This is a genomic window from Pontibacter sp. 13R65 (assembly GCF_047525655.1).
GTDB lineage: Bacteria > Bacteroidota > Bacteroidia > Cytophagales > Hymenobacteraceae > Pontibacter.
The window spans coordinates 368,174-388,867 of the sequence record NZ_JBLIQL010000001.1; the positions used below are offsets into that span (position 1 = coordinate 368,174).

The 20,694-nt window shown below is 42.3% G+C and carries 17 protein-coding genes and 4 tRNA genes; 17 read left to right on the top strand and 4 right to left on the bottom strand.

The window, feature by feature from the left end; all coding sequences use genetic code 11:
* Window positions 1–177: 177 nt before the first annotated feature.
* From ACMA1I_RS01575 to ACMA1I_RS01590, 4 genes are all read right to left on the bottom strand, one after another.
* Complete coding sequence (locus ACMA1I_RS01575; RefSeq protein WP_337066479.1) at window positions 178–1,095, bottom strand: glycosyltransferase family 2 protein; 918 nt, start codon at window positions 1,093–1,095, stop codon at window positions 178–180.
* Window positions 1,096–1,444: 349 nt separating this feature from the next.
* Window positions 1,445–2,008, bottom strand: coding sequence for a ribosome recycling factor (gene frr, locus ACMA1I_RS01580; protein ID WP_337066480.1), 564 nt, complete (start codon window positions 2,006–2,008; stop codon window positions 1,445–1,447).
* Window positions 2,009–2,117: 109 nt separating this feature from the next.
* The gene (gene pyrH, locus ACMA1I_RS01585) at window positions 2,118–2,837 is read right to left on the bottom strand and encodes a UMP kinase (protein ID WP_337066481.1); all 720 of its coding nucleotides are present in this window, start codon (window positions 2,835–2,837) and stop codon (window positions 2,118–2,120) included.
* Window positions 2,838–2,916: 79 nt separating this feature from the next.
* Entirely contained in the window at window positions 2,917–3,414 is a 498-nt protein-coding gene (locus ACMA1I_RS01590; RefSeq protein ID WP_337066482.1) for a biotin/lipoyl-containing protein, read from the bottom strand.
* Window positions 3,415–3,499: 85 nt separating this feature from the next.
* Here ACMA1I_RS01590 and ACMA1I_RS01595 point away from each other — a divergent pair, with 85 nt between their 5' ends.
* The 17 genes from ACMA1I_RS01595 to rpsG all read left to right on the top strand — a co-directional run bounded on the left by ACMA1I_RS01595 (window position 3,500) and on the right by rpsG (window position 20,694).
* On the top strand, window positions 3,500–6,043 hold the full coding sequence (locus tag ACMA1I_RS01595; RefSeq protein WP_337066483.1) for a M1 family metallopeptidase: 2,544 nt from the start codon (window positions 3,500–3,502) through the stop codon (window positions 6,041–6,043).
* Window positions 6,044–6,197: 154 nt separating this feature from the next.
* Window positions 6,198–6,280, top strand: a tRNA-Tyr gene (locus ACMA1I_RS01600).
* A gap of 38 nt (window positions 6,281–6,318) precedes the next feature.
* A tRNA-Gly gene (locus ACMA1I_RS01605) sits at window positions 6,319–6,391 on the top strand.
* A 113-nt stretch (window positions 6,392–6,504) separates the two neighbouring features.
* Window positions 6,505–6,576, top strand: a tRNA-Thr gene (locus tag ACMA1I_RS01610).
* 69 nt (window positions 6,577–6,645) lie between these two features.
* On the top strand, window positions 6,646–7,833 hold the full coding sequence (gene tuf / locus ACMA1I_RS01615; RefSeq protein WP_337066484.1) for an elongation factor Tu: 1,188 nt from the start codon (window positions 6,646–6,648) through the stop codon (window positions 7,831–7,833).
* Between the two features lie 104 nt (window positions 7,834–7,937).
* Window positions 7,938–8,010 (top strand) — tRNA-Trp (locus ACMA1I_RS01620).
* Window positions 8,011–8,038: 28 nt separating this feature from the next.
* Entirely contained in the window at window positions 8,039–8,230 is a 192-nt protein-coding gene (gene secE, locus ACMA1I_RS01625) for a preprotein translocase subunit SecE (protein ID WP_337066485.1), read from the top strand.
* 9 nt (window positions 8,231–8,239) lie between these two features.
* On the top strand, window positions 8,240–8,797 hold the full coding sequence (gene nusG / locus ACMA1I_RS01630) for a transcription termination/antitermination protein NusG (RefSeq protein WP_337066486.1): 558 nt from the start codon (window positions 8,240–8,242) through the stop codon (window positions 8,795–8,797).
* 13 nt (window positions 8,798–8,810) lie between these two features.
* The gene (gene rplK / locus ACMA1I_RS01635) at window positions 8,811–9,254 is read left to right on the top strand and encodes a 50S ribosomal protein L11 (protein WP_337066487.1); all 444 of its coding nucleotides are present in this window, start codon (window positions 8,811–8,813) and stop codon (window positions 9,252–9,254) included.
* 16 nt (window positions 9,255–9,270) lie between these two features.
* Window positions 9,271–9,963: a 50S ribosomal protein L1 gene (gene rplA / locus ACMA1I_RS01640; RefSeq protein WP_337066489.1), complete on the top strand. Its 693-nt coding sequence runs from the start codon at window positions 9,271–9,273 to the stop codon at window positions 9,961–9,963.
* A 4-nt stretch (window positions 9,964–9,967) separates the two neighbouring features.
* Entirely contained in the window at window positions 9,968–10,492 is a 525-nt protein-coding gene (gene rplJ / locus ACMA1I_RS01645; RefSeq protein ID WP_337066490.1) for a 50S ribosomal protein L10, read from the top strand.
* 42 nt (window positions 10,493–10,534) lie between these two features.
* On the top strand, window positions 10,535–10,915 hold the full coding sequence (rplL, locus tag ACMA1I_RS01650; protein WP_337066491.1) for a 50S ribosomal protein L7/L12: 381 nt from the start codon (window positions 10,535–10,537) through the stop codon (window positions 10,913–10,915).
* A 152-nt stretch (window positions 10,916–11,067) separates the two neighbouring features.
* Window positions 11,068–14,946, top strand: coding sequence for a DNA-directed RNA polymerase subunit beta (gene rpoB / locus ACMA1I_RS01655; RefSeq protein ID WP_414703854.1), 3,879 nt, complete (start codon window positions 11,068–11,070; stop codon window positions 14,944–14,946).
* Between the two features lie 99 nt (window positions 14,947–15,045).
* A complete protein-coding gene (gene rpoC / locus ACMA1I_RS01660; protein WP_337066493.1) occupies window positions 15,046–19,362 on the top strand; it encodes a DNA-directed RNA polymerase subunit beta' in 4,317 nt (1,438 codons plus the stop codon).
* A gap of 8 nt (window positions 19,363–19,370) precedes the next feature.
* Entirely contained in the window at window positions 19,371–19,688 is a 318-nt protein-coding gene (locus tag ACMA1I_RS01665) for a DUF3467 domain-containing protein (protein WP_337066494.1), read from the top strand.
* Between the two features lie 103 nt (window positions 19,689–19,791).
* On the top strand, window positions 19,792–20,208 hold the full coding sequence (gene rpsL, locus ACMA1I_RS01670; protein WP_115565639.1) for a 30S ribosomal protein S12: 417 nt from the start codon (window positions 19,792–19,794) through the stop codon (window positions 20,206–20,208).
* An 18-nt stretch (window positions 20,209–20,226) separates the two neighbouring features.
* Window positions 20,227–20,694, top strand: a complete 468-nt coding sequence (gene rpsG, locus ACMA1I_RS01675) for a 30S ribosomal protein S7 (protein ID WP_337066495.1) — start codon at window positions 20,227–20,229, stop codon at window positions 20,692–20,694.

Here is a 20,694-nt window from a genome sequence, read left to right on the forward strand (position 1 = left end):
CTGTTTTTTATTTGAATAATTTGTGAAAAGGAAGAGAGCTAGAATAAAAAGAGGCGGTCCTCATGCAGCATTGCATGGGGCCGCCTCTTTTTATTCTAGCTACTAAATATTATGTATCTCGTTGAGAAAAATTAATTTAATAAATGCTGCTGCAACTCCAGAAAGATTCAAAAGTTCTTATCGGGGTGCTATTTGCTGACGGTGTTTTAAAGAATATTTCATAGGGGCACCTCTTAGTATAAATAATGATAACTTTAGATATAGGGAGCCTTTGTAAAGCTTACGAAAGTTTTTGAAGAAGTATAAACCTTTAAAGAGTAGGTAAGCCAGGTAGTTGTTGTGCTTTCGATGGTAGTAGAGTAGCGAAATATAATACTCTTTTTCGATATCATAACTGCGGGAGGTGCTTTGGCCCATGTGGTGAACGAATTTGGCTTCTGGTACCAGGTAACAGCTGTATCCCTTGTCTTTTAGCTTGCGGGCCAGGTCTTCTTCTTCGCAGTAGAGAAAGTAGTTCGTGTCTAAGCCACTTACTTCCGACAACTTTTTATAATCTACAAATAGGGCGGCTCCTGTTAAAAGAGGAACTTTTAAAGGCTGTGTATAAGTCGCCTTCTTTTTAGGATACGACTCTTTATTGAACAGTCGCACTATACCTGAGCCAAATAATTTCAGGCTAAGTTCAGGCAGATAGTTAAACGAGTGGTGAGGCGAGAGATCTGTGTTAAACATTTGTCCACAAGCTATGGCAGCCTCAGGATGTTGTTGCATAAAATCATACAACATGCTGAGGTTATCGTTAAGTAGTTCACAGTCGTTGTTCAGGAAAAAATAATATCCTGCCTGAGCATGCTGTAAACCAAACATGTTGCCACCAGAAAACCCTAAGTTTATTTTGCTCCGGTAGATACCAACTTTATTGTTGTCTTTCAATGCCTCTTGTAAATGCTCATATGCCGCAATCTGAGAGTTATTGTCTACCACCACAATTCCATATTCAAAGCTTTCTGGTGTTTTTTCCAGAATGGAATTAATACAACTAATGGTGAAGTCAGTTGAGTTATAATTAATAATAATAACAGCTACTTTTTTCATGAAGAAAGGGTTGAGCAAGAGCAGACCTTAATATATTAGGTAATAGAGGAAAGCATTATACTCTTGCAAAGTTTTTACGCAAATCTACCTAGGCAAAAATAAGTACAGTTTATAAATGCCCTCTGCGGCCTGCTGTAATGCGTAAATTGTATAGATGGTGTGATTCCTTTTCGCTGAACTTAGTTATACTTAAATTCAATGAGACAAAGGTGAAAGTATATATGGTGATATTTATTAAAAAATAGTGCTTTGAGGTAGGCCATTTTTCAGGCATCGTAACACCAATAAAACAAACAGGAAGTCATTCAAAAGAAGACTTCCTGTTTGTTGTCAGAACTCTAAAGAAGATTTATACCGTCATGATTTCGGCTTCTTTCTTCACCAGCAGTTCATCTATTTTAACGATGTACGTATCAGTCAACTTCTGTACTTTCGTTTCTGCATCACGTACTGCATCTTCAGATGTGCCTTCTTTCTGCAACTTGCGTAGCGAGTCGTTCACATCTTTGCGAATGTTGCGGATACTGATTTTGCCGGCTTCAGTCTCGTTCTTTACCTGCTTTACCAAATCACGACGTCTTTCCTCTGTAAGGGGCGGAATGCTTAGACGGATGCTATCGGCATCATGCATGGGGTTGAGGTTCAGGTCACTGTTTTTAATTGCTTTACCAATCTCTGCCACCATATTCTTCTCCCAAGGCTTAATAATAAGGGTGCGGGCATCAGGTGTAGATATATTAGCTACCTGAGAAACCGGGGTAGGAGAACCGTAGTAATCTACCCGAAGATCTTCCACCATAGCCGGTGAAGCTTTGCCGGCACGTATCTTAGTCAGTTCTGCGGCAGTGTGCTGAACTGCTTTTTGCATAGACTCCTCTGCTTCGCTGAGGTAAAACTGAATTTCTTCCGTCATATCAATTTTATCTTAAAGTTCTTCTGATGAAACTAATTGTCTGTACTCTGCCCTGTTTTAAGTCAGAGTAGTTTGTAAGTAACGTCCTATTCAGGTTTAACAGCTAGCCCTAAACAACTTCGTCCATACTTACCAATGTGCCTATTGGCTCTCCCTGTACCAGGCGCTTCAGGTTGCCGCCTTTGTTCATGTCGAATACGATAATAGGCAGATCGTTTTCTTTACATAAGGTAAAGGCTGTCATGTCCATTACGTTTAGGCCTTTTTCAAATACCTCTTTAAAGGAGATGTTCGAGTAAAATATAGCATCGGGGTCTTTTTCAGGGTCAGCTGAGTAAATACCATCTACACGCGTACCTTTTAGCACGACATCGGCCTCCACTTCAATTGCCCGTAAGCTGGCTGCAGAGTCTGTTGTAAAATAAGGGTTTCCTGTGCCGGCTCCAAAAATAACCACGCGTCCTTTTTCGAGGTGGCGCACAGCTCTTCTGCGTATATAGGGCTCGCAAACTTGCTGTATGTTCAGGCCGGAAAGAAGCCGGGTAAATACGCCAAGCTTCTCCAACGCGCTCTGTAGAGCCATGCTGTTGATAACCGTGGCCAGCATGCCCATGTAATCGCCCTGCACACGGTCCAGGCCTACCTGCTCTGCCTGCACCCCTCTGAAGATGTTGCCTCCTCCTATAACGACCGCCACTTGTACTCCAAGCGCCGAAACTTCTTTAATTTCTTGGGCATACTGCATTAATCTGTTAGAATCTATGCCGTATTGTTGTTCCCCCATCAGCGCCTCACCGCTAAGCTTTAGCAATATCCGTTTATACTTCACGATTATATGTGTATTTATGATTTCAAAAGATCATGTTGTGTACGGGCGTTATGCTGCCCGGCTGGCAACATCTATAAAATTAAAATAAAATCAGCACTTGATTTTTCTCCACGTTCTGGCGTACAGCCACTTTTACTTCTTTTACTACGCCGTCGCCCGGCGATTTCAGAATATTTTCCATCTTCATCGCCTCCAGAATCATAATCGGGTCTCCCTTCTTTACTTCCTGCCCCGGCTGCACTTTAATCTCAAGTATAAGGCCAGGCATAGGAGCTTTTACATCGTTTATTTTCTGAGCGTTAGTATTGGCCATTCCCATTTTGTCAAGCAAGAGGTCGAACTGGTCTTTAACACTGACAGTTTGCACCACACCGTTTATTTTGAGGATAAACGTTTTAGCCTGGTAATCTGCCTCAACAAGTTCAGCAGTATAAGACTTATTGTCTTTCAGGATGTGAAAAGTGTTTGGTCCGATAGGGGAGATGTCCCAGTTGAAAGGTGTTCCGTTAAGATGTACTGCATCTTTCTGTATCGTAACCTGCCATGTTTTGTCGTTAGCGGTTTTTACCTGGAGCATCGTGTAAATCTGGTTTCGGAGCTTAAAGATAATTGAATTATCAGAGTATTTTTAGAAATTGGAGCCAAAATTAAATCAATATACTATGAATCAAAGATTTTTGAGTGTTGTTGGCATGGCCGCAATGGTCGCTTTCTCGGCTGGTTGCAGCACTTCTAAAAGCATAAAAACCCCTACTGAAAACAACATTGTAATAACCGATACAGCCCCAGATACTGCAACTGTGCCTGTATGGGCTCCGAAGAAGCATAGTTTTAATCCCTCGCGTACGCGCCACCACGACCTGTTGCACACCAAGCTTCGCCTCCGCTTTGATTGGGAAAAACAGCATGTACTGGGGCTGGCTGAGCTTACCCTGAAACCGTACTTTTATCCGCAGCAGCAGCTGGTATTAGATGCCAAGGGCTTTGATATTCATAGTATCCACCTGATGAAGGGTTTCGATGGCACGCCTCTAAAATACGCTTACGACGGCATGAAGCTTACCGTTGACCTTGGCCGTATCTTTACCCGCGACGAGAAATACGTTATTGAAATCGACTATACCGCCAAGCCCAACGAGCTTGCCTCTGGTGGCAGTGATGCCATAACCGACGACAAAGGCCTCTATTTTATAAATCCGTTGGGTACCGAACCCGATAAGCCACGCCAGATCTGGACCCAGGGAGAGACTGAAGCCAGCTCGGCTTGGTTTCCGACCATAGATTCCCCAAACGAGCGCATGACTCAGGATATTTACCTTACTGTTGATACAAAGTATACTACTCTCTCCAACGGTTCCTTTATCTACTCCAGGCAAAATGCAGACGGCACTAAAACAGATTACTGGAAAATGGAACAGCCGCATGCCCCTTACCTGGCCATGGTAGCGATTGGGGAGTTTGCGGTCGTGAAGGACAAATGGCGCGACAAGGAAGTGAACTACTATGTGGAGCCAGCCTATGCACCTACTGCCAAGAAAATATTTGGGCACACGCCAGAAATGATGGAGTTCTTCTCTAAGAAATTAGGAGTTGATTTTCCGTGGGTAAAATATTCGCAGATTGTGGTGCGAGACTTTGTGTCTGGTGCCATGGAAAACACCACTGCCTCCGTTTTTATGGAGGACCTACAATTGACCGAACGTGAACTAATAGACAAAGACTGGGAAGGAATTATTGCCCACGAGCTTTTTCACCAGTGGTTTGGCGACTATGTAACTACTGAATCTTGGGCAAACCTGCCCCTGAACGAATCATTTGCCAATTATTCGGAATTTTTATGGGCAGAGTATAAGCATGGTGCCGATGCCGCTGCTTACTTGCAGATGGAGGAGCTGAGTCAGTACCTGGCCGAATCTGAGACAAAACGAGAGCCGCTTATCCGCTATTACTATGGCAACCGCGAGGAGATGTTCGACAGCCATTCCTACGCAAAAGGTGGAAGGGTGCTGCACATGCTCCGCAAATATGTTGGCGACGACGCTTTTTTTGCCTCTCTTAACCACTACCTAACAAAGCACAAATTCTCCGATGTGGAAATAGCAGAGCTGCGTATGGCATTCGAAGACGTGACAGGCGAAGATATGATGTGGTTTTTCGATCAGTGGTTTATGAACCCAAGTCACCCAGAGCTGAAGGTGCAGCATAGCTACTCCAATGGGCAGCTTAATATACAGGTGACGCAAACTCAGGACACTGCCTATGCGCCTGTTTACCGCCTGCCTCTGAAGGTGGCTGTTTGGGCACAAGGAAAGCGCACTGAGTACCCTATAGAAATAAACAAGGCCGCTCAAACATTCCAATTTACGGTACCGACACAACCTCAAGCTGTTGTTTTTGATAGTGAGCAGCAGCTGTTAGGAGTTATAAATCATAACAAGTCTGATGCTGAACTGATATACCAGTACAACAATGCAAAGGAACTGAGGTCTCGCTACGAAGCCTTGGTGAAGCTGGAAGAGAAGCTGGAGAATACGGAAGTTCAAAAGTTAATGCTGACAGCGCTGAAAGATGAGTTCTGGTACATCAGGAGCTTAGCAGTAAATGCCCTAGTTGGCCTAGATACAGAAGCTGCAGGGGCTTTTGCTGACGATGTAAAAGAGATTGCCCGTGCCGATAAGAAAAGCTCTGTACGTGCCGATGCTATACTAGCGCTGGCAACCTGGGGTGGCGATGACCTGGTGCCGATGTATGAGCAGGCTATGGCAGACAGCTCATACCAGGTAGCAGCAGCTGGTATATTGGCTTATGCAGGTACCGGCGCAACCGACACAAAAGCTAGGCTAGCTAAACTCGACAAAGAAAAGAATGAAGATGTGGTGCTTTCGCTGGCGGCATACTATGCGGTGCAAGGAGGAATGGATAAGTACGATTGGTTTTTAAAGCAGGTAAAACAGAGTAGAGGGACTGGGCTTTACTACTTGCTGCAGAGCTTTAGCGCGTTTTTAGCTGCCAATGAGCAGGCAAACACACCTGAAGTAATAAAAATTTTAGGAGACATGGCGCTAAATCATAATTTGTACTATGTAAGGCTTGGAGCTTACCAAGCTTTGGCGGTTATGTCTGATCGTCAGGAGGTAAAGGAGCTGCAGGAAAAAATAAAACAGAACGAAAAAGATGAAAGGCTGCTTAATATGTATAGCAGGTAAGGGTGGTTTAGAAAAAAAAATAAGTTTTTTTTAGCCGAATAGTTGACTGTAAAAGAAAAGTAGTTAATTTTGCATCTCCTTAGAACGAACAGCGGGTTAAACGCAAAAAGTTCTGAGGAGATGTTCTGCTAAATTTTGTATTGAATTAGCAATTGGGGAGATTCCAGAGTGGCCAAATGGGACGGACTGTAACTCCGTTAGCGCGAGCTTTCGAAGGTTCGAATCCTTCTCTCCCCACATTTTAAAAGTCAGGTAATGGCTTGTTTGGTTTTGAAGCGGGAGTAGCTCAGTTGGTAGAGCGATAGCCTTCCAAGCTATAGGTCGCGAGTTCGAACCTCGTCTCCCGCTCAACTCAGATGGTGCTGTCCGGTTGGATTTATGGAAAACAAGGAAAAGGAATTTCATGCGAATGGATTTCCTTTTTACTATAGGTTCAGTTTGTGGTTCTTAAAGAGTTGAAGGCCGACGTAGCTCAGGGGTAGAGTACTTCCTTGGTAAGGAAGGGGTCGTGGGTTCAATTCCCATCGTTGGCTCAAAGTCCGTTACGTGTACATTTAAAACACAAAACACTTAAACGTTTTAACCTTAATTTAAATCATACAATGGCTAAAGAAACATTTGACCGTTCCAAACCGCACGTAAATATCGGTACTATTGGTCACGTTGACCACGGCAAAACAACTTTGACTGCTGCCATTACTACAGTATTGGCTAAGAAAGGTCTGGCTACTCTTCGTGACTTCTCTTCAATCGATAACGCTCCTGAAGAAAAAGAAAGAGGTATTACTATTAATACTTCACACGTTGAATATGCAACTGAGAACCGTCACTATGCACACGTTGACTGCCCAGGTCACGCTGACTACGTGAAAAACATGGTTACAGGTGCTGCTCAGATGGACGGTGCTATTCTGGTGGTTGCGGCTACAGATGGTCCTATGCCACAAACTCGTGAGCACATCCTTCTTGCTCGTCAGGTAGGTGTTCCTCAACTGGTTGTGTTCATGAATAAAGTGGACATGGTTGACGATCCAGAACTTCTTGAGCTTGTTGAGATGGAAATCAGAGAGTTGCTTTCTTTCTATGAGTTCGATGGTGATAACATCCCAGTAATTCAAGGTTCAGCTCTTGGTGGCTTGAACGGAGATGACAAGTGGGTGAAAACTATTGAAGAATTAATGGCTGCTGTTGACAGCTTTATTCCAATTCCTGCTCGTTTAACAGATCTTCCATTCCTGATGCCAGTTGAGGACGTGTTCTCTATCACTGGTCGTGGTACTGTTGCTACAGGCCGTATCGAGCGTGGTGTAATTAACTCTGGCGAGCCAGTTGAGATTCTTGGTATGGGTGCTGAGAACCTTAAGTCTACTGTTACTGGTGTTGAGATGTTCCGTAAAATTCTTGACAGAGGTGAAGCTGGTGACAACGTAGGTCTATTACTTCGTGGTATAGAGAAATCTGATATCCGTCGTGGTATGGTTATCTGTAAGCCAGGTTCTGTGAAGCCTCACGAAGAATTTAAGGCAGAAGTTTACGTTCTTTCTAAAGAAGAAGGTGGCCGTCACACTCCATTCTTTAACAAATACCGTCCGCAGTTCTACTTCAGAACGACAGACGTAACTGGTGAAATCATTCTTCCAGAAGGTGTAGAAATGGTTATGCCTGGTGATAACATCACAATCACTGTAAAGTTGATCAACAAAGTAGCTATGGAGAAAGGCCTTCGTTTCGCTATCCGTGAGGGTGGTAGAACAGTAGGTGCTGGTCAGGTTACTGAAGTACTTGTTTAGAAAAATAAAACCCGTTCTTAAGAATATTTTTTAAGAACGGGTTTGTTTTTGTAAATAGAATGAATAACTTTGCACTCCATTTCAAAAGTGGCGTGCATTTTTTTACGGGTGTAGCTCAATTGGTAGAGTAGTGGTCTCCAAAACCATTGGCTGGGAGTTCGAGTCTCTCCACCCGTGCAACTTTAAAATCAGTAAAGCGAAGGCAATGAGTAATATTAAAAGCTATATAAACGAAACAGTAGAGGAGATGAGAGACAAAGTCTCATGGCCTTCTTATTCTGAGTTGCAGAATAATTCTGTGCTTGTGTTGATAGGCTCTTTGGTATTTGCTCTGGTTGTAGGCGCTATAGATTTTGTTTTCGATAGCTCGCTAGAGTGGTTTTACAACCAATTTTAATAAGTAGCTATGGCTGATTTAAAATGGTATGTAGTGCGCGCGGTAAGTGGTCAGGAAAAGAAAGCAAAAGCTTATCTGGAGAATGAAATCATCCGTCAGCATTTGGAAGAATATGTTCCACAAGTGCTGATCCCAGCCGAGAAGGTGTATGAGATGCGCGGAGGTAAGAAACGAATCAGAGAGCGTAATTTCTTTCCAGGATATGTGCTGGTAAATGCAGATCTTTCTCATGGTGAGGCAGAGCATATTATTATCAGTACTCCAGGAGTAATAGGTTTTCTAGGTTCCAGTGAAGGGGCTCTTCATAAGAAACCGGTTCCGTTGCGTCAGTCAGAAGTGAACAGGATCCTTGGGACCGTTGACGAAGCAGAGGAGCAAACAGAGGTGCTGGATACGCCATTTATTGTTGGAGAGTTAGTGAAAGTGATGGATGGTCCTTTCAGTGGATTCTCAGGTACGGTAGAAGAGGTATTTGAAGAACGTAAGAAACTGAACGTGATGGTGAAGATCTTCGGTCGAAATACACCGGTAGAACTGAACTACATGCAAGTAGAAAAAGAATCGTAGTTTAATTTAAATAATGGCAAAGGAAATAAAAGGTTACCTGAAAATTCAGGTAAAGGGAGGTGCTGCGAACCCATCGCCACCGATTGGACCTGCACTTGGTTCTAAAGGTCTTAACATCATGGAATTCTGTAAGCAATTTAATGCCAGAACCCAAGATAAGCCAGGACAAGTGTTACCAGTATTGATTACAATTTATGCAGACAAGTCCTTCGACTTCGTTATTAAAACGCCCCCTGCACCTATATTGTTAATGGATGCTGCTAAAATTAAGGTAGGTTCTAAAGAGCCTAATCGAAACAAAGTAGGTTCAGTTACATGGGATCAGGTAAGAGAAATTGCAGAAATTAAGATGCCTGACTTGAATGCGTTCAAACTGGAATCAGCTATGAAAATGGTAGCTGGAACAGCACGCAGCATGGGTATCACAGTTTCTGGAAATGCTCCGTGGAACGAATAATAACAGTTAAAGGATAATGGCGAAGATTTCAAAAAACAGAAAAGCAGCTTTAGCCAAAGCTGACTTATCAAAAGAGTATTCTTTAACAGATGCGGCTTCAGTTGTAAAGGATATTACCTTTACAAAATTTGATGCCTCTGTTGATATAGATGTACGCCTAGGCGTAGACCCCCGCAAAGCAGATCAAATGGTGAGAGGTATTGTTACACTTCCTCACGGTACTGGTAAACAAGTTAAAGTATTGGCTTTAGTTACTCCTGACAAAGAGCAGGAAGCGAAAGATGCTGGTGCTGACTTTGTAGGCCTTGACGACTATATTCAGAAAATAGAAAAAGGCTGGACTGATATTGATGTTATCATCACTATGCCAGCTGTAATGGCTAAAGTTGGTCGTTTAGGTAGAATATTAGGTCCTCGTAACCTGATGCCTAACCCTAAATCTGGTACAGTAACGCAAGATGTTGCAAAAGCAGTAAAAGAAGTAAAAGCTGGTAAAATCGATTTCAAAGTAGATAAGACTGGTATTATCCACACTAGTGTAGGTAAAACTTCATTTACAGCTGAACAACTTGCTGCAAACGCTGCTGAGGTTATCTCAACTCTAAACCGTCTGAAACCATCATCAGCGAAGGGTACTTACATCAAGAGCATTACATTGTCCAGCACAATGAGCCCGGCCGTAATCGTTGACAAGAACGCAACTATCTAAGAACATGACCAGGGAAGAAAAAGAAATAATTGTACAGGATCTGAGCGAGAAGTTAGCGAACACTAACTATTTCTATATCACAGATGCTTCTACCATGTCTGTAGCTAGCATCAACCAATTCAGACGACTCGCTTTTGAGAGAGGTTTAGAATATAAAGTTTATAAAAACTCTCTGATTAAGAAAGCGCTCGATACTTTAGAAGCCGACACCACAGCTTTAGAAGGTGTATTAAAAGGTTTTTCTGGTATTGTGTTTTCAACTGAAGCAGGCAATGCTCCAGCTAAACTGATTAAAGATTTTAGAAAGAAAGGTAATCCTCTTCCATTATTGAAGGGCGCCTATATCGATGCAGGTATTTATGTTGGCGATGATCAGTTAGACGCCTTAACCAATGTTAAGTCTAAATTTGAACTCATCGGTGATGTTATTGGTTTACTTCAATCACCAGCTAAAAATGTTGTTTCAGCATTACAAAGCGGTGGAAGCAAATTGGCAGGTATCTTGAAAACTTTATCAGAAAAAGAATAATTTAAAAACGTAATCAATAAGTAACTTTTAATTTCAATAAAAATGGCAGATTTAAAAGCATTCGCTGAGCAGTTAGTAAACTTAACTGTGAAAGAAGTTAATGAACTAGCTACAATCCTTAAGGACGAATACGGTATCGAGCCAGCTGCTGCTGCTCCAGTGATGGTTGCTGGTGGTGGTGCTGCTGAAGGAGGAGCTGCTGCAGAAGAAAAAACTTCTTTTGACGTTATCCTTAAGTCAGCAGGTGCATCTAAACTAGCAGTTGTTAAACTTGTAAAAGAACTGACTGGTCTTGGTCTGAAAGAAGCGAAAGAATTAGTAGACAGCGCTCCTAAGGCCTTAAAAGAAGGTGTAGCTAAAGACGAAGCAGAATCACTGAAAAAATCTTTGGAAGAAGCTGGTGCTGAAGTAGAGGTTAAATAATCTCACTTTATCAACATACCGAAAACAGGTAGACCTGGCAAGTTCGTCAGGTCTTTTCCTGTTTGTATATGGATTCAAATTTTGAATCCTTTTTTTGCACATAATGTTTCAACATTAATGTGTTTAGGTCAAAATGTAAACGTTAAAATTCAATGTCTTTGGCTAAGAATAAAACGAAAGAGCGAATCAATTTTGCTTCTATAAAGCATGTAATCGACTATCCTGACTTTTTAGATGTTCAGTTGCAGTCGTTTCAGGACTTTTTCCAGCTGGAAACTCCAGCAGAAAATAGAGCTCAGGAAGGTTTGTTCAAAGTGTTTGCTGAGAACTTTCCTATATCTGATTCACGAGAAAACTTCGTTCTGGAGTTTATCGATTATCATATAGATCCTCCAAAATACTCTGTTGATGAGTGTATCGACAGGGGGTTAACGTATTCTGTGCCACTTAAGGCTAAACTTCGCCTTATTTGCAACGACGAAGATAACGAAGATTTTGAAACTATTGAGCAGGAAGTTTTCCTTGGAAACATTCCTTATATGACCGAAAGAGGCTCCTTTGTGATCAATGGAGCTGAGCGTGTTATTGTTTCTCAATTACATAGATCTCCAGGTGTTTTCTTTGCGCAAAGTAAGCATACAAACGGTACAAAACTATATTCTGCCAGAATTATTCCGTTCAAAGGTTCTTGGGTTGAGTTTGCAACAGACGTCAATAACGTAATGTATGCCTATATCGACCGTAAGAAGAAATTCCCTGTTACTACTCTATTACGTGCTATTGGTTACGGAACAGACAAAGATATATTAGATCTGTTTGGCCTTTCCGAAGAAATGCCTGCAACCAAGGAGAACTTAAAAAATGCCGCTGGAAGAAGACTCGCTGCAAGGGTATTAAGAACCTGGACAGAAGACTTTGTAGATGAAGACACAGGTGAAGTAGTATCTATCGATAGAAACGAGGTTCTTTTGGAGCGTGACTCTGAAATTACTGCCGAAGATATCAATATCATTTTAGATTCAGGTGTACAGTCGGTGATCCTACACCGCGAGAATGTTAATATCGCGGATTATGCTATCATCTACAATACACTTCAGAAGGATAACTCAAACTCTGAAAAGGAGGCGGTAGAGCAGATTTATCGTCAGCTACGTAACACAGAGGCTCCAGATGAAGAAACAGCACGGGATATTATTCAGAAGCTGTTCTTCTCAGATAAACGTTATGATTTAGGAGAAGTTGGCCGCTATAGAATCAACAAGAAACTAGGTCTTGACTCAAATTGGGATGCCAAGGTACTTACGAACGAAGATATTGTTCTGATTGTGAAATACCTAATTGGTCTTATCAATTCTAAAGCAGTTGTAGATGATATTGACCACTTAAGTAACCGTCGTGTAAGAACTGTAGGCGAGCAACTCTATGCTCAGTTTGGTGTTGGTCTTGCACGTATGGCACGTACTATTAAGGAGCGTATGAATGTGCGCGATAACGAAGACTTCAAGCCTGTTGATTTGATCAATGCACGAACACTGTCTTCTGTTATTAATTCCTTCTTTGGAACGAACCAATTGTCTCAGTTCATGGACCAGACAAACCCTCTTGCAGAAGTAACACACAAACGTCGTGTTTCCGCTCTCGGGCCAGGTGGTCTATCAAGAGAGCGTGCTGGTTTTGAGGTACGTGACGTTCATTATACCCACTATGGCCGTTTGTGCACAATTGAAACGCCAGAAGGTCCAAACATTGGTCTGATTTCTTCACTATGTGTGCATGCGCGTGTGAATCATATGGGCTTTATTGAAACTCCTTACCGCAAGGTAGAAGAAGGTAAAGTTAACATAGATGGCACTGTAGAGTACCTTACTGCTGAAGAAGAGGATACTCACCATATTGCTCAGGCAAATGCCATAATAGATGAGAACGGTAACTTTGTTAACGACAGAGTAAAAGGTCGTTTTGAAGGTGACTTCCCGGTTGAGGAGCCGAATACTTATTCTTATATGGACGTTGCTCCTAACCAGATTGTATCTGTAGCTGCGTCACTTATTCCATTCTTGGAGCATGATGATGCTAACCGTGCCCTGATGGGATCGAACATGCAACGTCAGGCCGTGCCACTGTTAAAGCCTCAGGCTCCTATAGTAGGTACAGGTCTGGAAAGGCGTTCTGCTATAGACTCAAGAGCACTGGTAATTGCAGAAGGTGATGGAGAAATCGATTTCGTTGACTCTACAAAAATCGTTGTGAAATACGATCTGACAGAGGAAGAGAAACTGGTTGCTTTTGATGCAGAGTACGTTACTTACAAACTGATCAAATTCAGAAGGACGAACCAAGATACTTGTATAAACCTGACTCCTATCGTGTACACTGGTCAGCGTGTAACGAAAGGTCAGCCTTTGTGTGAGGGTTATGCTACTAACAACGGTGAATTAGCACTTGGAAGAAATCTTCAGGTTGCTTTCATGCCTTGGCAAGGATACAACTTTGAGGATGCTATCGTAATTTCAGAGAAAGTTGTTCGTGATGATGTGTTTACTTCTATTCACATAGAAGAATTTGAGCTGGAAGTACGCGAGACAAAACGAGGTGAAGAAGAGTTAACTTCTGAAATTCCAAACGTAAGTGAGGAAGCAGTTAGAAATCTTGATGAGAATGGTATTATCAGAATTGGTGCTGAGGTTACAGAAGGAGATATTCTAATCGGTAAAATTACTCCTAAAGGTGAAACTGATCCAACTCCGGAAGAGAAACTGCTTCGGGCCATTTTCGGTGATAAAGCAGGTGACGTGAAGGATGCCTCGCTTAAAGCACCACCGTCATTAAACGGTGTTGTTATAGAGACAAAGCTTTTCTCAAGACCTAAAAAAGATAAAAACCTTCGGGCCAAGTCTAAGAAAGAGGTTGAAGAGTTGAAGGTGAAGTATTCTAAAGATTTAACAGCTATCAAAAATGTGATGGTTGATAAATTAGTGGCTTTACTGGAAGGTAAAACAACCAACGGCATCAAGCATAAATTTGGAGATGAGATCTTGACCAAAGGATCAAAATTCTCCAGAAAGAACATAATTGAAGCGCTTTTCCCTGAAAAGAACCCATATAAAGACGAGAGTAATTACGCGGTTCCTGAAGAGGTGAATATGTTCAAGGATTTGATCCTTGAGAATTGGACGGAGGATGAGAAGGCTAATAGCATGTTGGTGGAGCTTGTTAAAAATTATAACAAGCGTCGTAACATTACCTCTGCACATTTCAAACGTGAGCGATTCACTTTAGAAGTAGGAGATGAGCTACCAGCTGGTATAGTTCAACTTGCCAAGGTTTACATCGCGAAGAAGCGCAAGCTGAAAGTAGGTGATAAAATGGCGGGACGTCACGGTAACAAAGGGGTTGTAGCCAGAATTGTACGGGAAGAGGATATGCCATTCCTGGAGACAGGAGAGCCTATGGATATTGTGCTGAACCCACTAGGTGTACCTTCAAGGATGAACATTGGTCAGATTTATGAAACTGTACTTGGATGGGCTGGTAAAAAATTAGGAAGAACATATGCTACTCCTATTTTTGACGGCGCTACCGAAGAACAGGTTTCTGCTGAACTGGCAGAGGCTGGGTTACCTCATTTCGGTCGTTCGTACCTGTTTGATGGTTTATCCGGCGACCGGTTCGACCAACCTGTTACAGTAGGTGTAATTTACATGCTGAAACTTGGTCACTTGGTAGATGATAAAATGCACGCCCGTTCTATAGGACCATACTCCCTTATTACGCAGCAGCCACTTGGTGGTAAAGCGCAGTTCGGTGGTCAGCGTTTCGGTGAAATGGAGGTGTGGGCACTTGAGGCCTTCGGTGCGTCGAACGTTCTCCAAGAAATCCTCACAGTAAAATCAGATGATGTGATTGGTCGTGCGAAAGCTTATGAGGCCATTGTGAAGGGTGATGTATTGCCAAAACCAAATATACCGGAATCATTTAACGTACTGATTCATGAGTTAAGAGGTCTGGCATTAGAAATCACGTTGGAATAATAAAATGCACTAAGCGCTGCGGCAAAAGCCAAAGCGCTTAGTGCACTTTATACTGTATAGCTGTGTAGCATATCATTGTATCGACATTATTATAATAATATGGCATTTGCAAAAAATAAAAAATTAACTCAGGACTTCTCTAAAGTAACGATAAGCCTTGCTTCGCCAGAGTCGATTCTGGAGCGTTCAAATGGAGAGGTAACAAAGCCTGAGACCATCAACTATAGAACCTATAAGCCTGAGATGGGCGGATTATTCTGCGAAAGAATATTCGGACCTGTTAAGGACTGGGAATGCCACTGCGGGAAGTATAAAAGGATCAGATATAAAGGCATTATCTGCGACCGATGCGGTGTAGAAGTGACTGAGAAAAAAGTTCGTAGAGAACGCATGGGCCACATAGAGCTTGTTGTACCTGTAGCGCATATTTGGTACTTCAAGTCTCTTCCAAATAAAATTGGTTATTTGTTAGGTTTACCTACAAAGAAGCTTGACCAGATAATTTATTACGAAAGATATGTAGTTATTCAACCAGGTATGCTGGCAGAAGACGGCGTGAATGTGCTTGACTTCCTGACAGAAGATGAGTATCTGGATATGATAGATAAGCTCCCACGCGAGAACCAGGTTCTGGATAACAATGATCCAAATAAGTTTATCGCTAAAATGGGTGCGGAAGCCCTTCAAATGCTGCTTGAGCGTACGAACCTCGATGACTTGTCATATGAGCTTCGTCATGCAGCAGCTCATGAGACTTCACAGCAACGTAAGGCAGAAGCTTTAAAAAGACTGCGTGTTGTAGAGGCATTCCGTGATGCTACCACAAGAATCGAAAACAGACCAGAGTGGATGATCATTCGCATGGTGCCTGTTATACCACCAGAGCTTCGCCCACTTGTTCCTTTGGACGGTGGCCGATTTGCTACATCCGACTTAAATGACCTATACAGACGTGTTATCATCCGTAACAACCGCCTGAAGCGTCTTATTGAAATCAAAGCACCTGAAGTAATTCTTCGTAACGAGAAACGCATGCTCCAGGAGGCTGTTGACTCACTGTTCGACAATTCACGTAAAGTGAACGCTGTGCGTGCAGAAGGTAACAGGGCACTGAAGTCACTCTCTGACATGCTGAAAGGCAAGCAGGGGCGTTTCCGTCAGAACTTACTTGGTAAGCGTGTTGATTACTCAGGACGTTCAGTAATTGTGGTTGGTCCTGAACTGAAACTTCATGAATGCGGTTTGCCAAAGAATATGGCTGCTGAGCTTTTCAAGCCTTTCATTATCCGTAAGCTGATCGAAAGAGGTATAGTTAAGACAGTAAAATCTGCTAAGAAGATAGTGGATCGTAAAGACCCTGTTGTTTGGGATATCCTGGAGAATGTGCTTAAAGGCCACCCAGTACTTCTTAACCGTGCTCCTACACTCCACAGATTAGGTATACAGGCATTCCAGCCAAAGCTGATTGAAGGAAAAGCAATTCAGCTGCATCCATTGGTGTGTACTGCATTTAACGCTGACTTTGACGGTGACCAGATGGCGGTACACGTTCCACTTGGACCTGCTGCCGTACTGGAAGCCTCTATGCTGATGCTGGCATCGCACAACATCCTAAATCCTGCTAACGGTGCTCCTATTGCTGTACCTTCCCAGGACATGGTACTTGGCTTATATTATGTATCGAAAGGAAAGCGTAGTACAGAGCACGAAAAAATTGCTGGCGAAGGCATGAGTTTTTACTCAGCTGAAGAAGTAATCATTGCTATCAATGAAGGTAGACTTTCCAAGCAAGCTTACATAAAAGTAAGAACGAAAGTTAAAGATGAGAAAGGTCAGTTAGTTACAAAGTCAATTGAAACAGTAGCTGGTCGTGTTATCTTCAACCAGTTTGTACCGGAAGAAGTAGGCTTTGTAGACGAATTGCTTACAAAGAAAAAATTACAGCAGATTATCTCTAGAGTCTTCAAGGAAACGGGTATGGCCCGCACTGCGCACTTCCTAGATGATATAAAAACGCTTGGTTTCCAGTCGGCTTACAAAGGTGGTCTGTCAATGGGACTCGGTGATATTCAGATACCTGCTGAAAAAGATAAGCTGGTAAACCAGGCTAAAAAAGAAGTAGATGCTGTTTGGGCTAACTACTCTATGGGTCTAATTACAGATAATGAGCGCTACAACCAGGTGATTGATATCTGGACTCGTATCAACAACCAAATTACAGAAACGTTGATGCGTCGTCTGGAGAATGATGACCAAGGCTTCAACTCTATCTTTATGATGATGCATTCCGGTGCCCGTGGTTCCAGAGAGCAGATTCGTCAGTTAGGTGGTATGAGAGGTCTAATGGCTAAGCCTCAGAAATCTCTTCAAGGTTCAGTAGGCGAAATCATTGAAAACCCAATTCTTTCAAACTTTAAAGAAGGTCTGGATGTTATTGAGTATTTCATCTCTACACACGGTGCTCGTAAAGGCCTTGCAGATACAGCCCTTAAAACTGCAGATGCTGGTTACCTAACTCGTCGTCTGGTAGACGTGTCGCAGGATGTAATTGTAAATGAAGAAGACTGCGGTACTTTAAGAGGTCTGGAAGTAAGTGCGCTGAAAGACAACGAAGATATTGTAGAATCGCTTTCTGAGCGTATTCTTGGACGTGTAACAGTGCATGATGTATATGATCCTATTACAAATGATCTGATTGTTGAGTCTGGATCTGAAGTAACAGAAGAGGTAGCACGTGCTATTGAGAATACAGCTATTGAAACGGTGGAGATCCGCTCTGTGTTAACCTGCGAGTCTAAACGAGGAATTTGTGCTAAATGCTATGGCCGAAACCTGGCAACAGGATTTATGGTGCAGAAAGGTGAGGCAGTAGGTGTGATAGCTGCTCAGTCCATCGGAGAGCCTGGTACACAGTTAACATTACGTACATTCCACGTAGGTGGTACTGCATCGAATATTGCGGTAGATGCTACTATCAAAGCTAAATTCGCTGGTAAAATTGAATTCGAAGATGTTCGTACAATTGATACCATCAACAACGAAGGTGATTTAGTGAAGGTAGTAATGGGCCGTTCAGGTGAAGTCAAAATTGTTGATCCTAATACCGGTAAATTGTTTATTAGCAACCACGTGCCTTATGGTTCATTTATAGTGGTGAATGATGGACAAATGGTGGAAAAAGGAGACCAGATCTGTAGCTGGGATCCATATAACGCCGTTATTCTTTCAGAGTTCGATGGGGTAATTACATACGAGTCAATTATAGAGGGTGTCACTTACCGAGAGGAATCTGATGAGCAAACTGGTTACCGTGAAAAGGTAATCGTGGATACTAAAGATAAGACGCAAAACCCTGCTATCATAGTTAATCCTGCAAACGGTGAAGCCAAAGGTTATAACATTCCGGTTGGTGCTCACTTAACAGTTGAAGACGGTGAGAAGATCAAAGCTGGTCAGATACTTGTGAAGATTCCACGTGCCATTGGTAAAACAAGAGATATTACAGGTGGTTTGCCGCGCGTGACAGAATTGTTTGAAGCACGTAACCCGTCTAATCCGGCAGTTGTGTCTGAGATTGATGGTGTAGTAACATATGGTAGTGTGAAACGTGGTAACCGCGAAATTTACATTGAGTCGAAAGATGGTGTGAAGAAAAAGTACATGGTGCCACTTTCAAAACATATCCTGGTGCAGGATAATGACTTTATCAGAGCCGGTATGCCTTTATCAGATGGAGCAATTACGCCTAACGATATCTTAAGTATACAAGGACCTGGTGCCGTACAAGAGTACCTAGTAAATGAAATACAAGAAGTTTACCGTTTGCAAGGTGTAAAAATCAATGATAAGCACATTGAGGTGGTTGTACGCCAAATGATGCAAAAGGTAGTTGTATTAGAGGCTGGTGACACAAGCTTCTTGGAACATCAGGTGGTTGACAAAATTACCTTTATGGAGGAAAACGATCGTATTATCGACATGAAGGTGGTAGAGGACGCTGGCGATTCAACTAATCTAAAACCAGGACAAATTGTTTCTGCTCGAAGACTGCGAGACGAAAACTCTAGCTTGAAGCGAAGAGACTTGAAACTAGTAACTGTTAGAGATGCACAGCCATCTGTATCAAGACCGACACTTCAAGGTATCACACAGGCATCCTTAGGAACGCAGAGCTTTATTTCGGCTGCATCATTCCAGGAGACAACTAAAGTGTTGAGTGAAGCGGCTATCAAAGGTAAAGCAGACGAATTGCTAGGTCTTAAAGAGAACGTTATTGTAGGACACTTGATACCAGCTGGTACCGGTTTAAGAGAGTACCAACGACTTATAGTTGGAAACAACGATGAGTATGAATCATTAATAGAATCAAAAAAATCTGCATCCAGGTCTAAACAGCAGGAGTTGCAGAACAAATAAGCATAACAATGGCAGAGGATCTTCAAAATCAGAACCAGATAAATATTGAACTTACGGAAGAAATTGCCGAAGGTCAATATGCCAACCTGGCCATGATTGCTCATTCGAGTAGCGAATTTGTGATTGATTTTATAAGACTCATGCCAGGTTTGCCAAAGGCAAAAGTTAAATCAAGAATTATTATCACCCCAGAGCATGCTAAAAGATTATTGGCTGCTCTGGCTGATAATATTCAAAAATTTGAAGCAAGCTATGGCGAAATTAAGCAGGCGAATGAGGCTCCATCTTTCCCAATGAATTTTGGAGGAACAATAGGCGAAGCCTAAATCACTAAGAATTAATGAATTAAAATTTGAAAATGCAGAGAGAAATTAATACCTTTGCAAACCAAATTTTTGAGTAGAAATATCGATAATTAACAGATTGTAAATGCCTACTATACAGCAATTAGTAAGAAAGGGAAGAGAGAAGTTAACTTCAAAATCTAAATCTCCTGCCTTAGATTCATGTCCTCAAAGACGTGGCGTATGTACTAGAGTATATACAACTACTCCTAAGAAGCCAAACTCCGCTATGCGTAAAGTAGCCAGAGTAAGACTTACAAACGGAAAGGAAGTAAATGCTTACATCCCAGGTGAAGGACATAACCTTCAGGAACACTCTATAGTGTTGATTAGAGGGGGTAGAGTAAAAGACCTTCCAGGTGTTCGTTACCACATTGTACGTGGAGCCCTGGATACTGCCGGTGTTAGCGGACGTCTGCAAAGCCGTTCTAAATATGGGGCTAAACGACCAAAACCAGGTCAACCAGCAGCCGCAGCAGGTAAAGGTGGTAAGAAAAAATAATTAATAGTTTTTAATACAATGAGAAAAGCAAAGCCTAAAAGTAGAGTTCTCCTTCCTGATCCAAAATATAAAGAGACCCTGGTAACACGTTTCGTTAACTATTTAATGGAAGACGGTAAGAAAAGTGTTGCATATGGTATCTTCTATGATGCTGTAGATCTAGTAGAGCAAAGAACCAAAGAAAGCGGATTAGAAACCTGGAAGAAAGCATTGAATAACATCATGCCGAGCGTAGAGGTGAAAAGCCGTAGAGTTGGGGGAGCTACATTCCAAGTGCCGACTGAGGTTCGTCCGGACCGCAGAGTATCTCTGGGTATTAAGTGGATGATTTCTTACTCTCGTAAGAGAGGTGAGAAAACCATGAAAGATAAATTAGCTGGTGAAATCATTGCTGCTGCTAAAGGAGAAGGTGCTGCCGTTAAGAAAAAAGACGATACGCACAGAATGGCAGAAGCGAATAAAGCATTCTCACATTTCAGATTCTAA

Excerpts from the sequence above, each read along its gene's own strand:
- rpoB (WP_414703854.1), top strand. The coding sequence starts at position 11,068 with ATGTCTTTGGCTAAGAATAAAACGAAAGAGCGAATCAATTTTGCTTCT.
- secE (WP_337066485.1), top strand. The coding sequence starts at position 8,039 with ATGAGTAATATTAAAAGCTATATAAACGAAACAGTAGAGGAGATGAGA.
- tuf (WP_337066484.1), top strand. The coding sequence starts at position 6,646 with ATGGCTAAAGAAACATTTGACCGTTCCAAACCGCACGTAAATATCGGT.
- ACMA1I_RS01575 (WP_337066479.1), bottom strand. The coding sequence starts at position 1,095 with ATGAAAAAAGTAGCTGTTATTATTATTAATTATAACTCAACTGACTTC.
- rplA (WP_337066489.1), top strand. The coding sequence starts at position 9,271 with ATGGCGAAGATTTCAAAAAACAGAAAAGCAGCTTTAGCCAAAGCTGAC.
- rpsL (WP_115565639.1), top strand. The coding sequence starts at position 19,792 with ATGCCTACTATACAGCAATTAGTAAGAAAGGGAAGAGAGAAGTTAACT.
- rpoC (WP_337066493.1), top strand. The coding sequence starts at position 15,046 with ATGGCATTTGCAAAAAATAAAAAATTAACTCAGGACTTCTCTAAAGTA.
- rpsG (WP_337066495.1), top strand. The coding sequence starts at position 20,227 with ATGAGAAAAGCAAAGCCTAAAAGTAGAGTTCTCCTTCCTGATCCAAAA.
- nusG (WP_337066486.1), top strand. The coding sequence starts at position 8,240 with ATGGCTGATTTAAAATGGTATGTAGTGCGCGCGGTAAGTGGTCAGGAA.
- rplL (WP_337066491.1), top strand. The coding sequence starts at position 10,535 with ATGGCAGATTTAAAAGCATTCGCTGAGCAGTTAGTAAACTTAACTGTG.
- ACMA1I_RS01595 (WP_337066483.1), top strand. The coding sequence starts at position 3,500 with ATGAATCAAAGATTTTTGAGTGTTGTTGGCATGGCCGCAATGGTCGCT.
- frr (WP_337066480.1), bottom strand. The coding sequence starts at position 2,008 with ATGACGGAAGAAATTCAGTTTTACCTCAGCGAAGCAGAGGAGTCTATG.
- rplK (WP_337066487.1), top strand. The coding sequence starts at position 8,811 with ATGGCAAAGGAAATAAAAGGTTACCTGAAAATTCAGGTAAAGGGAGGT.
- ACMA1I_RS01590 (WP_337066482.1), bottom strand. The coding sequence starts at position 3,414 with ATGCTCCAGGTAAAAACCGCTAACGACAAAACATGGCAGGTTACGATA.
- ACMA1I_RS01665 (WP_337066494.1), top strand. The coding sequence starts at position 19,371 with ATGGCAGAGGATCTTCAAAATCAGAACCAGATAAATATTGAACTTACG.
- rplJ (WP_337066490.1), top strand. The coding sequence starts at position 9,968 with ATGACCAGGGAAGAAAAAGAAATAATTGTACAGGATCTGAGCGAGAAG.